Here is an 11173-nt window from a genome sequence, read left to right as displayed (position 1 = left end):
GAGGGCGAGGGGAGGGGCGGTCAGTGGTCCGTGGAGCGATCCGTGGGCGGGTGGACGTGCGTGCCGCCTTCGCCGTGCTGCTCCCGCTGCTCCAGGTCGTCCTGCTCGTGCTGCCGGTCGCCGGGGGGCTGTCCGGTCTGTCCGGGCTCTCCGGCACCGTCGCGCTCGCCGCGACCACCGCGGCCGCCGCCACGCTCACCGTGTGCGCCGTCGTCCTCGCGCGGTGCGCGCCCGCCGTCCCGCCCACCCGGGTGCGCACGGCCCTGCGCGACCGCGACCGGCGTACCGCCTTCCTGCCGCAACGCGACCCCGACGCCAGGGGCCGCACCCGGCCCAGAGCTCCCGGGCACGCCCTCGCGGCGACCGTCGCGTAGGGCACACGCGTCACATGCGTCAGCTGTAGGGCCCGTCTTCCGTCCGTAGGACGCTCACTTCCCGTCCTGCCCGTTTTTCCTCTCGCCCTTCAGCGCTTCAGCACGTCCTCCCCCTCACGCCTGCCCGCGCACGGGTCGTCATGCCGTCATCCCGTTCATCCGTTCGGCACGACGAGACCCCCCGGAGGGCTCACCCATGTCCGTTTTCGCCAGCCTGGCCGAGCGACTGGCCGACCTGCTCCAGCCGCTGTTCGGCCTCTCCGCGGCAGCCGCCGCGATCGTCCTGTTCACCGCGTTCGTACGGCTCCTCGTCCACCCGCTGTCCCGGGCCGCCGCACGCGGGCAGAAGGCGCGGGCCCGACTCCAGCCGAGGATCGCCGAGTTGCGGCGCCGGTACGGCCGCAACCCCGAGAAGCTCCAGCGGGCCGTACTGGAACTGCACACCGAGGAGAAGGTGTCACCGTTGTCCGGAATCCTGCCGAGCCTCCTCCAACTGCCCGCGTTCTTCCTGCTGTACCACCTGTTCTCGAGCGACACGATCGGCGGGCGGCCCAACGGACTGCTCAGCCGTGAGCTGTTCACCGCGCCGCTGGGCGGACACTGGGCCGACGCGCTGGGCGACGGGGGCCCGTTCGGGGGGCCGGGGCTCGTGTACGCCGGGTTGTTCGCGGTCGTCGCGGCGGTCGCCTTCTTCAGCTACCGGCTGACGCGGCGGACGATGGCTGCGAACTCGGCAGTGCCCGGGGGCTCCGGTGCGTCGGGGGCGCACGGCGCGGTGGAGCAGCTGCCGGGGATGCGCGCGGTGACCAGGGTGATGCCGTTCATGTCGTTCCTCACGCTGGTCACCGTGGCCGTGGTGCCGCTGGCCGCCGCGCTGTACATCGTCACCAGTACGGCGTGGAGCGTGGTGGAGCGGGCCGCCCTGTACCGGTGACGCTCCCTCCCCCCGCCCCCTTCAGCCCTGGTCGGCCAGGAAGTGTTCCAGTGCTTCCACCACGAGCTGGTGGTCCTGGAGTTGGGGGAGGCCGGAGACGGTCACCGCGCCGATCACGCCGACGCCCTCGACGGTGATCGGGAACGAACCGCCGTGGGCCGCGTAGGTGTCGGGGTCCAGGCGCGAGGACTCCTCGAACGTCGTGCCCTTGGCCCGGTGCCGGGCGCCCACCAGGTACGACGCGGAGCCGTACCGCTCGACGACCCGGCGCTTGCGGGCGATCCAGGCGTCGTTGTCGGGGGCCGAGCCGGGCAGCGCCGCGTGGAAGAGCTGCTGGCCGGCGCGGTGGATGTCGACGGCGACGGGGGCCTGCCGCTCCCGGGCCGTCTCCACCAGCAGGGAACCCAGCGCCCAGGCGTCCTCGTGGGTGAACCGGCGGAACACCAGACGGCGTTCCTGCTCCTCCAGCTCTTCGACGGTGGGGGTGGATGCGGGCTGCGTCACAGCGTCACCGTCACCTTCTCGTCGGCGGAACGGCGGGCCGCCTCCAGGACGTCCAGGGCGGCGGCGGCCTCGCGCGCGGTCACCGGGTTGGGGCCGCCCTCCCGCAGGGCCTTCGCCACGGCCGTGTAGTAGGCGGGGTAGTCGCCGGGCAGGGTCGGCTCGGGGCGCCCGCCACCGGTCACCGGGGACTCCCCGGAACCGAGACGGCCCCACAGCTCCTCCGGCTCGGTGCCCCAGTCGGCACCGGCGTCGGTGCCGGGGCGCAGGCCGTCGCGCAGGGCGGCCTCCTGGGGGTCGAGGCCGTGCTTGACGTAGCCCGCCTCGGAGCCCAGGACGCGGAAGCGCGGGCCGAGCTGGGCCGTGGTCGCGGAGACGTAGAGGTGGGAGCGGACGCCGTTCGCGTGGGTGAGGGCGATGAAGGTGTCGTCGTCGGTGCGCGCGCCCTCGCGGCGGGTGTCCACCTCGGCGTACACGGAGGTCACCGGGCCGAAGAGGACCAGGGCCTGGTCGACGACATGGCTGCCGAGGTCGTAGAGCAGACCGCCGATCTCCGCGGGGTCGCCGGACTCGCGCCAGCCGCCCTTGAGCTGCGGCCGCCAGCGCTCGAAGCGGGACTCGAACCGGTACACCTCGCCGAGTGTCCCCTCGGACACCAGTTTGCGCAGGGTGAGGAAGTCGTTGTCCCAGCGGCGGTTCTGGAAGACGGAGAGGAGCAGGCCGCTCTCCTCGGCGAGCGCCGCCAGCGCGCGGGCCTCGGCGGCCGTGCCGGCGACGGGCTTGTCGACGACGACCGGCAGACCGGCCTTCAGCGCGGTGGTGGCGAGCGGGACGTGCGTCCTGTTCGGCGACGCGACCACGATCAGGTCCAGCTCGCCGGCGCGCTCGAACAGCTCGTCCGGAGTGGCCGCGATGCGGACGTCCGGGAACTCGGCGCGGGCCTGCTGCTGCCGCTCGGGGTTCGAGGTGACCACCGTGTCGAGCGCGAGGCCCTCGGTCGAGGCGATCAGCGGGGCGTGGAACACGGAGCCCGCGAGGCCGTAGCCGACGAGGCCGACGCGGAGAGGAGTGCCAGTCATGGTCCTACTTTCGCAACGCTGTTGCCAAAGTGCAAGCACGGGGGAGAATGAGCGGGTGAACAGGACGTACGGCGGTATGCGGGACGGTATGAGGGACGGGACGGGCGGGGTCAACCTGCTCGCCCTGCGCAGCCACAACACCGCGCTCGTGCTCGACCTGCTGCGGACCGCGGGAGCGGAGGGCATCAGCCGGCTCGAACTCGCCGAGCGGACCGGGCTCACCCCGCAGGCGGTCAGCAAGATCACCGCCCGGCTGCGGGCGGACGGCCTCGCGGCGGACGCGGGACGCCGGGCGTCCACCGGGGGCAAGCCCCGGACGCTGCTGCGGCTGGTGCCGGAGGCCGGGCACGCGGTGGGCGTGCACCTGGACCGGGACGAACTGCGGGCCGTCCTGGTCGACCTCGACGGGACGGTCGTGGGGGAGCGGAGCGCCCCCCTGGACCTGGGCGCGGGCGCGGAGGCGGTACTGGCCGGGGTGGCCGGAGTCGTCGAGGGGCTGTGGACCGCCGGGGCCGCCGGGGAGAAGGCCGCCGGGGACGGGACCGACGTACGCGTGCCGCCCCGGCCCGCCCTGCTGGGCGCCGGAGTCGCCCTGCCGGGGCCGCTCGACCACGCCCGGGGCGTGCTGCACCGGGTGACCGGGTTCCCCGAGTGGGACGGGTACCCGCTGCGGGACGCGCTGTCGGAACGGCTCGGCGTGCCGGTCGTCGTCGACAAGGACACCAACGCGGCGGCGCTGGGTCTGGCCGTCGACGGCGAGGGCGGCTCCTTCGCCTATCTGCACCTCGGTACGGGGCTCGGGGCGGGACTGGTGATCGGTGGCAGCGTGCACCGGGGGCCGCGGACCGGGGCGGGGGAGTTCGGCCACCAGGTCCTCCAACTGGACGGGCCGCGCTGCGGCTGCGGCGACCGCGGCTGCGTCGAGGCGCTGTGCCTGGCCGCCGTGGCGCGGGGCGACACGGCCGAGGCGGCGCGGGTGCTGGGTGTCGGCGCGGCGAACCTGGTGGGCCTGCTCGACATCGACCGCGTCCTGCTCGGCGGCCGCACGATCGAGGCCGCCCCGGAGGCGTTCGCGCGGGGCGTACGCGCGGTGCTGGACACGCGGGCCCGGCGTACGGGGGACACGGCCGTGCCGGTACGGGTCGCCTCCGGCTGCGGGGGCGGGGTCGCCGAGGGGGCGGCCCAGTCGGTACTGGCGCCGGTGTTCGGGCGGGGGGACGGCTGACGGCAAAGCAGGGGGCGGCGGAGTGTGCTGCTCCGGGTGGGGGGAATCGTGGGGCCGTGCGGGGGTGTTCGGGGGTGTCACCGTGGTGTCCGTCCGCCGACCGGCAAGGTCATACGGCATGCGACTCCGCACGCCCGCGTCCCTCTTCCTGGCGGTGCTGGCCGCCGTTCTTCCCACCGCGGCCCAGGCCCGGACGGAAGCACCGCCGCCCGCCTGCGCCACCGAGGGCGACACCGAATTCCCCCTCACCGCCCGTATCCACGGCGGCCCGGACACCTACACGGCCGGCGGCGGCCACGGCACCTGGTACCTCCAGCTCACCAACACCACCGACCGCTCCTGCGGCGGCATCCACCCGGTCGTCGTACTCGTCGACGAGAAGCGGGAGTTGCGGGCCTCGCAGCCGGTGCTGGAGTTCTACGCGCCGGACCGGGAGCAGCCGCACCCCGTCCGCTTCGAGACCACCGACGAGGACGAACTCGTCGGCGCCTTCGTCGACGAGCACGCGGGCTTCGGGGGGTTCACCGTCGAGGCCGGCCGGACCCTCACCGTGAAGGTACGGCTCGCGCTCACCTCCGACGCCGCGGCGGGCGAGGTCGTCGCCACGGCCGCCGTCGTCCAGCGGCGCGAGGACGACGGCGACTGGGTCGGGCAGTCGGACGACTACCGGTTCCGGATCGAGCCGGGACCCGGCAAGGAAGCCGGTGCCACCGGCCCCGACGAGCTCGCCCGTACCGGTATCGGCACCGCCGGGAAGCTCCTGACCGTCGCCGCGATGGCACTGCTCGCCGGGGGACTGGCGGGAGCGCCGGCCCGTCGTCGCCGCTGAACCCGGTCGGCCGGTGAGCGGCGGAGCACCCCGGGTGTTCTCGAGCCGCACCACACCGGGCGTTCCCACAAGATCCGGGCATGTCTAGGCTGGGGCGCAGGAAGGACCGCGTACGGCAGGAGATCTCGCACATGGCAGACCGCAAGCCGATCGAATCGTGGCTCACCGACATGGACGGGGTGCTCATCCACGAGGGTGTGCCGATCCCGGGGGCCGACGCCTTCATCAAGAAGCTGCGTGAGTCCGGGAAACCCTTCCTGGTGCTCACCAACAACTCGATCTACACCCCGCGCGACCTGCACGCCCGACTCCGCCGCATGGGCCTGGACGTCCCGATCGAGAACATCTGGACCTCGGCGCTCGCCACCGCCAAGTTCCTGGACGACCAGCGCCCCAACGGCTCGGCGTACGTCATCGGCGAGGCCGGTCTGACCACCGCGCTGCACGACATCGGCTACGTCCTCACCGACCACGAACCGGACTACGTCGTCCTCGGAGAGACCCGCACCTACTCCTTCGAGGCCATGACGAAGGCGGTACGGCTGATCAACGACGGCGCCCGCTTCATCGGGACGAACCCCGACGAGACCGGCCCCTCCACCGAGGGCCCGCTCCCGGCGACCGGCGCGGTGGCGGCGCTGATCACCAAGGCGACGGGCCGGCAGCCGTACTTCGCGGGCAAGCCGAACCCGCTGATGATGCGCACCGGCCTGAACACCCTCGGCGCCCACTCCGAGAGCAGCGCCATGATCGGCGACCGCATGGACACCGACGTACTGGCCGGCATCGAGGCCGGGATGCAGACGTTCCTCGTGCTCACCGGACTGACCCGGCCCGAGCAGGTCGAGAACTTCCCGTACCGGCCGTCCCAGGTCCTGGACTCCATCGCGGACCTCGTCGACCTCGTCTGACACACGCAGAACCCCGCGCCTCCCGATGTCACCCGTACGGCGCAGCGCCGCACCCCTGCGGATGCGGTGCCCCGCCCGGCAGGGCACGCTCCCGGTGTCTGGAGGTGCACGATGGGTTCTGTGCGACGGGCTCTCTGTATCGGCGTCCTGGCGGCTGCCGCGCTCACCCCGGCGGCGTACGCCGCGGACGGTGCGGACGGGGTGTCGGTGACACCGGCGACCCCCGCCCCCGGCACCGATGTCACCCTCGAGGTGGCCGAGTGCGCCGAGCGGACCGCGGTCGCGGTGTCCTCGGCGTTCGTCTCCGAGGTCCGGCTCACCGTCGCCGACGGCGTCCTCGTCGGCGAGAGCCGGGTCCGCTCCACGCTCACCGCGGGGACGTACCCCGTACGGGTCGACTGCGGTGAGAGCGCCCGCAAGGGCACGATCACGGTCGCCCCCGCCTCCGTCCCCGCCCGCAAGCAGCCCGGCGGCACGGCCGAATCGCCTGCCGCCTCGCCCGTCGCCCCCGTGGACGCGGGGGGCGGGGGAGCCGCCCGGACCGTCGCCGCCGAGGAGCCCGAAGAGGGGCCGGGCACGGCGCAGACGGTGACCGGACTGTTCCTCGCCACCGTCGCCGCGACGGCGGCCGTCGTACGCAGCCGCGTCCGGCGGGGCCGCGGAACGCACTGAGGCCGGCGATGTCCGATCATCATCAGAACCAGAATCACAGCCAGAACCAGAATCACAGCCAGAACCAGAATCACAGCCAGAACCAGGACCACAGCCGGAACAAGAGCCCGTCCGGTGTCGGGCGGCTGCTCACCGGGGTGGCCTGGGTGGTCCTGCTGCTCGGGCTCTGGCTGTGGGGCCGCGAGGCGACCGACCTGCGCCCCGGCGTGTCAGAACCCGCCACGGGAGACATGGCGGCGGCCGGCCGCCCGCCCCAGGTGGAGCTTCCGCCCGCCCACCGGCCGCTGGGCGAGGCGCCGCCGCGGCGCCTGGACATACCCGGCCTGGACGTCCGGGCGCCGGTGGTGGCCCGTGGCCTGGACGAGCGGGGCGCGCTCGACCCGCCGCCGTTCGACCGGTCGGACACGGTCGGCTGGTACGCGGACGGGGTGACGCCCGGGGCGGCCGGCACCGCGCTGGTGGTGGGGCACGTCGACACCGAGACCCGGCCCGCCGTGTTCTACAAGGTCAGTACGCTGCGGCCCGGCCAGAAGATCCGGGTGGTCCGCGCGGACGCCGAGGTCGCCGAGTTCACCGTCGAGGACATCCAGGTCCTCCCCCGGGACGACTTCGACGCCCGGCAGGCCTACGGGCCCCGCCGCTCCGGCCGGGCCGAACTGCGCCTCGTCACCTGCGGCGGCACCTACGACGAGGCACGCCACCGCTACACGGCCAACGTGATCGTCTCGGCCTACCTGACGGACACCACCGCCTGACGCCGGCTCCCCGTCCCGGTCGGCGACTCGCTCCCCTCGAGGCCGCCGACCGGGCTGCTCCACGACCAGCGCGGGAGGCCGCGGTTCACATCTCGTGCTTCTTCAGTGCGGTCAGGCCCTCGGTGTAAATGCCGTGGAACAGGGCGATCGCTTCCTCTTCGCTCGTCCCCGCCGGGGTGAAGGTGCCGGACCACTCCACGCGGCTCCGTCCACCGGGCACCTCGTGCACGGTGAGGGTGGAGCGGTAGCCGGTGACGGGGAACGGCGCCCGGAGGATGGAGTAGCTGTAGGTGCGTGCCTGGTCGTCGAACGCTTCGAGGCGTTCGACGATGACGTCGCCCCCCTCGTTCGAGAGGCTGCGGACACGGCCGCCCTCGCTGAGCCTGCTCTCGGGAATGTAGGGCAGCCAGTCGGGCAGGGAGTCGAAGCCGCCGATGAGCTGCCAGACGCGCGCGGCGGGTACGGGGATGTCGATGGTTGCGGTCGTGGTTGCCACGGTCGTTGTCTCCTGAAGGGGTGGGGTGAGGCGGAGGTCATGCGCTGGATGCGGGGGCGTCCTGAGCGATCAGCCCCTCCGCGCGCAGAGCCGTCCAGAAGGCCGACGGGACCCTCTCGCCGAGTGCGGCGACGTCCTCCGCGATGCGGCTCGGCCGGGAAGCACCGGGGATGGCCGCGGCGACCGCGGGGTGTGCGAGGGAGAACTGCAGCGCTGCGGCCTTGATGCCGACGCCGTGCTGCTCCGCGAGCGCCTTGATGCGGTTCACCTTGGTGACGACCGGTTCGGGGGCCTTCTGGTACTCGAAGTGCTGCCCGCCGGCCAGGACTCCGGAGCTGTACGGTCCGCCGACGACGATGTCGACGTGCTGAGCCCTCGCGGCCGGCAACAGGCGCTGCAGGGCGCGCTCGTGGTCGAGCAGCGTGTAGCGGCCGGCGAGCAGGAACGCGTCCGGCTTCGGCTCGTCGAGGTCCAGCGTCAGCTCCAGGGGCTCGACCCGGTTGACGCCGAGCCCCCAGGCCTTGATGACGCCTTCGTCGCGCAGTCTCTGCAGGGTCCGGAACGCTCCGGTGCGGGCGGTTTCGTATGCGGCGAGCCACTCGTCGCCGTAGAAGTCCTGTGCGACGTCGTGCACCCACACGATGTCGAGGCGGTCCGTCCTCAGTCGCTTGAGGCTGTCCTCGATGGAGCGCAGCGTGGCGTCGGCCGAGTAGTCGTTGACGATCTTGTTGGGGCGTCCGTGGGCGAAGAGTCCGCCCTTCTCGCCCAGGTCGCGGGCGGAGGGGTCCTCGGCCTCGTCGAGGATGACCCGGCCGACCTTCGTGCTCAGGACGAACTCGTCACGGGGGCGGTCGGCCAGCGCTTCACCCAGCCGGATCTCGGACAGACCCGCGCCGTAGAAGGGTGCGGTGTCGAAGTAGCGGATGCCGTTGTCCCAGGCGGCGTCCACGGTGGCGGCGGCCTCCTCGTCGGGGATGGCCCGGAACATGTTGCCCAGCGGTGCGGTGCCGAAGCCCAGGCTGCCGGGCAGGAGGGACGTGAGGGACGTGAGGGACGTGCGGGACGTGAGGGACACGGTGTGGTTCCTTGCTGTACGAGCTGCGACGGATGCGGTGCGTGCGCCCTGTGCGCGGTCCGTCGTTCTGATGTGTCCGAGGCTAGGAACTAGACTTGAGACTGTCCAAGACTTACTTGGACTGACTTGAGTCCTTCGAGGTCTTACATGCTTGACCTGCGGCAACTCCGCTACTTCGTCGCCGTCGCCGAGACCGAACACGTCGGTCAGGCCGCCGAGCGGCTGCACATCTCCCAGTCGCCGCTCAGCCGGCAGATCGCGCAGCTCGAACAGAACCTGGGCCTCACCCTGTTCGAACGCGGCCAGCAGAGAATCCGGCTCACCCGGGACGGCCATGTCTTCCTGGCCGAAGCCCGCGCGCTGCTGCGGCACGCGGACCGTCTGGAGAACCTGGGCCGTCGGCTGGGCCGCGGAGAAGAGGGCGGCCTGTGCATCGGCTATGTCGCGGACGCCATGCACACCGGCACCCTGCCCAGTGCGCTGCGCACTCTGCACGGCGAACGCCCCGGCGTCCACATCGCGTTGCACAACCTTCCGCCCACCGAGCAGTTCGAAGGCCTGCGGCAGCGCAGCCTGGACATCGCGCTCGTTCAGGAACCTCCGAGCGCGGACGACCCCGACCTCCTGGCCGCGCCCCTGCTCGAGGACCCGCTGCTGCTCGTCCTGCCCGCGGGGCATCCACTCGCCGAACAGGGAGAAGTGACCCCTGGTGACCTCGACGGCCAGCCGTGGATCGCCGTCGAGAACGCCCAGGACCCCACCTGGCGGGACACCTTCGTCGCCACCTGCACGACAGCCGGTTTCAAGCCCGACATCCGCCTCGACGCCGCCGAGCCGCTGACCGCGCTCGGCCTGGTCGCCTCCGGGCTCGGACTGGCACTCGTGCAGAAGAGCATGGTCCGCGCCACCACCGAGGAGGTCGCGGTGCGCGAGCTTCCCTGGCACGAGGCGTGTGTCCAGCTGTGGGCCGTATGGCACCGGGTCGACCTGCGCCCCCTGGTGGCATCGTTCCGCGCGACCGTCCTGCGCACCAGTGGCACCACCTGAGGCAGCTGTTCCCGACCCTCCCGGTGGATGGCGGGGGCCGTCGAAGCCGAGTCCGTTTCCGGTCGCGGTCCGTGACCGTCCCAGGTGGCCCCGGCCGGGGGGCGTCGGCCGTACACCGGGCTGTAACAGGTCGCGGACAAGACGGGCTCGGCCTCATGGGTGTCGCGGGGGGTATGTCAGGATTGGGGCTCGGAAGGCTTGGAACAAGTGCACCCAAGGGGGGTTGGATGTACGGCAGCAGGGGGGTCGGGGCGTTCGCCGGGAGGCGGGCGTCGGCAGCGGTACTGGGGGCGGTACTGCTGATCACGGGTTGTTCCTCCGGTGGTGACGAGGGGGGCGACTCCGGCAAGGGGGCCGACGCGGCGATCACGCAGCAGCCGAAGGACGCCAGCCCCTTCTGGGTCAACCCGGAGGGCAACGCCGCACAGCAGATGGCCGGCCTGGAACAGGACGGCAAGAAGGCGGAGGCCGAGCAGATCCGCAAGATCGCGGAGCAGCCCACCGCCGAATGGATCAGCCCGGAGAACCCGGAGGAGCAGACCCGCGGTTTCACCGAGGCCGCCGACAAGGCGGGCCGCACCGCGCTGCTCGTCCTCTACAACATCCCGCACCGGGACTGCGGCCAGTACTCGCAGGGCGGTGCCGCCGACGGGGACACCTACCGCTCCTTCATCGACGGCGTGGCCAAGGGCATCGGGGACCGCGCGGCGACCGTGATCCTGGAGCCCGACGCGGTGCTCCACCTGGTGGACGGCTGCACGCCGGAGCAGTACCACGAGGAGCGCTACGACCTCCTCAGCGGCGCCGTCGACAAGCTCGCGGGCCTGAAGAACACCACGGTGTACCTGGACGCGGGCAACGCCGGCTGGGGCAGCCCCGACCAGATCCACGAGCCGCTGAAGTGGGCGGGCCTCGACAAGGCCGACGGCTTCTCGGTGAACGTCTCCAACTTCTACTCCACCGAGGACTCCATCGCCTACGGCAAGAAACTCTCCGCCAGGGTCGGCGACAAGCCCTTCGTGATCGACACCAGTCGCAACGGCAACGGCCCCTACACGCAGGGCGACGCGGACGAGCGCTGGTGCAACCCGCCCGGCCGCGCCCTCGGCGAGACCCCGACGACCGAGACCGCGGACCCGCTGGTGGACGCGTATCTGTGGGTGAAGCGGCCCGGCGAGTCGGACGGCGAGTGCAAGGGCGGCCCGAAGGCCGGCGAGTGGTGGGAGGACTACGCGGTGAAGCTCGCCGAGGCCGGCGACGGCGACTGACCACGCC

At 72.5% G+C, this 11173-nt stretch carries 13 protein-coding genes; 9 read left to right on the top strand and 4 right to left on the bottom strand.

The features are described from left to right. The first annotated feature begins 23 nt into the window (after positions 1-23). Both ACVW19_RS12215 and ACVW19_RS12210 read left to right on the top strand, forming a co-directional pair. Entirely contained in the window at positions 24-374 is a 351-nt protein-coding gene (locus ACVW19_RS12215) for a DUF6412 domain-containing protein (protein ID WP_457459190.1), read from the top strand. 196 nt (positions 375-570) lie between these two features. Beyond that, on the top strand, positions 571-1308 hold the full coding sequence (locus ACVW19_RS12210; RefSeq protein ID WP_457459188.1) for a YidC/Oxa1 family membrane protein insertase: 738 nt from the start codon (positions 571-573) through the stop codon (positions 1306-1308). Positions 1309-1329: 21 nt separating this feature from the next. Here the strand turns inward: ACVW19_RS12210 and ACVW19_RS12205 are convergent, their stop codons facing one another. Both ACVW19_RS12205 and ACVW19_RS12200 read right to left on the bottom strand, forming a co-directional pair. Continuing rightward, the gene (locus tag ACVW19_RS12205; RefSeq protein ID WP_457459186.1) at positions 1330-1812 is read right to left on the bottom strand and encodes a heme-degrading domain-containing protein; all 483 of its coding nucleotides are present in this window, start codon (positions 1810-1812) and stop codon (positions 1330-1332) included. Further along, the gene (locus ACVW19_RS12200; protein WP_457459184.1) at positions 1809-2888 is read right to left on the bottom strand and encodes a Gfo/Idh/MocA family oxidoreductase; all 1080 of its coding nucleotides are present in this window, start codon (positions 2886-2888) and stop codon (positions 1809-1811) included. The genes ACVW19_RS12205 and ACVW19_RS12200 overlap by 4 nt, the downstream gene beginning before the upstream one ends. 88 nt (positions 2889-2976) lie before the next feature. On the opposite strand from ACVW19_RS12200, the gene ACVW19_RS12195 reads away from it, so the two are divergent. The 5 genes from ACVW19_RS12195 (at position 2977) to ACVW19_RS12175 (ending at position 7280) form a co-directional block, all read left to right on the top strand. Continuing rightward, positions 2977-4113 carry an ROK family transcriptional regulator gene (locus ACVW19_RS12195; RefSeq protein WP_457464574.1) on the top strand — a complete coding sequence of 379 codons (1137 nt, stop codon included), beginning with the start codon at positions 2977-2979 and terminating at the stop codon, positions 4111-4113. A gap of 118 nt (positions 4114-4231) precedes the next feature. Continuing rightward, the gene (locus tag ACVW19_RS12190; RefSeq protein WP_457459182.1) at positions 4232-4942 is read left to right on the top strand and encodes a hypothetical protein; all 711 of its coding nucleotides are present in this window, start codon (positions 4232-4234) and stop codon (positions 4940-4942) included. A 131-nt stretch (positions 4943-5073) separates the two neighbouring features. Then, a complete protein-coding gene (locus ACVW19_RS12185) occupies positions 5074-5853 on the top strand; it encodes an HAD-IIA family hydrolase (protein WP_457464572.1) in 780 nt (259 codons plus the stop codon). Positions 5854-5964: 111 nt separating this feature from the next. Then, positions 5965-6525 (top strand): hypothetical protein, encoded by a 561-nt coding sequence (locus ACVW19_RS12180; RefSeq protein WP_457459180.1) that lies wholly within the window; start codon positions 5965-5967, stop codon positions 6523-6525. An 8-nt stretch (positions 6526-6533) separates the two neighbouring features. Continuing rightward, complete coding sequence (locus ACVW19_RS12175; protein WP_457459178.1) at positions 6534-7280, top strand: class F sortase; 747 nt, start codon at positions 6534-6536, stop codon at positions 7278-7280. 85 nt (positions 7281-7365) lie between these two features. Here the strand turns inward: ACVW19_RS12175 and ACVW19_RS12170 are convergent, their stop codons facing one another. Then, on the bottom strand, positions 7366-7776 hold the full coding sequence (locus ACVW19_RS12170; RefSeq protein ID WP_457459176.1) for an SRPBCC family protein: 411 nt from the start codon (positions 7774-7776) through the stop codon (positions 7366-7368). A 37-nt stretch (positions 7777-7813) separates the two neighbouring features. Further along, complete coding sequence (locus ACVW19_RS12165; protein ID WP_457459174.1) at positions 7814-8851, bottom strand: aldo/keto reductase; 1038 nt, start codon at positions 8849-8851, stop codon at positions 7814-7816. Between the two features lie 147 nt (positions 8852-8998). Here ACVW19_RS12165 and ACVW19_RS12160 point away from each other — a divergent pair, with 147 nt between their 5' ends. Both ACVW19_RS12160 and ACVW19_RS12155 read left to right on the top strand, forming a co-directional pair. Then, positions 8999-9898 (top strand): LysR substrate-binding domain-containing protein, encoded by a 900-nt coding sequence (locus tag ACVW19_RS12160; RefSeq protein ID WP_457459173.1) that lies wholly within the window; start codon positions 8999-9001, stop codon positions 9896-9898. Between the two features lie 227 nt (positions 9899-10125). Continuing rightward, positions 10126-11166 carry a glycoside hydrolase family 6 protein gene (locus ACVW19_RS12155; protein ID WP_457459171.1) on the top strand — a complete coding sequence of 347 codons (1041 nt, stop codon included), beginning with the start codon at positions 10126-10128 and terminating at the stop codon, positions 11164-11166. The last annotated feature ends 7 nt before the right edge of the window (positions 11167-11173 follow it).

The sequence above is a fragment of the Streptomyces sp. TE5632 genome (assembly GCF_054061295.1).
The sequence above is the reverse complement of the archived record's forward strand: the minus strand, read 5'-3'. Positions and strand labels throughout refer to the sequence as shown.